1 pseudogene is annotated in these 425 nt (G+C 43.8%); it reads right to left on the reverse strand.

The annotated features are described in order from the left end of the window. Positions 1 to 230 (reverse strand): annotated as a pseudogene (locus Q1A70_RS20455) (toprim domain-containing protein); the annotation flags it as partial. Positions 231 to 425 lie beyond the last annotated feature (195 nt).

The following is a 425-nucleotide window of genomic DNA, read 5'->3' on the forward strand; positions in this document are numbered from 1 at the left end:
TATTGCACAGGGAATCGAGTTTTAATCGGTAGGCTATCTAATGTCCAACGTTTGAGACTACTGTCATAGTCTTCGGGATCTTTAAGGGACAGTAAATGACCAAAACACCACGTGACAATGTCACTCCCTTTTTCGTAATAGCCGGCTTTTTTCTCGGTGGTTGGGTTGCCGCCAAGTCCTTTAAAAATAGCAGTCGCAAGAGAGGGTTTTTCTGCGATGAATACGCGCATGGGATTTTCCTTTAAATATGAAAAAGCTTGATACTGAGTGGTATCAAGCTCAAAGTTTGTGAGTTCAATAAAGATGCTGAAAGGCGCGGAGTTGTGTGTCAAAGCGGGAGCGTTTTCCGTTTACGGAAATTGTCCACAAGTGAGTGACTTTCAACGTCCGACAAGTGAGCGCAGTGAATGCGTCAGGCTTTTTTT

This window comes from uncultured Vibrio sp. (assembly GCF_947488985.1).
Lineage (GTDB): Bacteria > Pseudomonadota > Gammaproteobacteria > Enterobacterales > Vibrionaceae > Vibrio.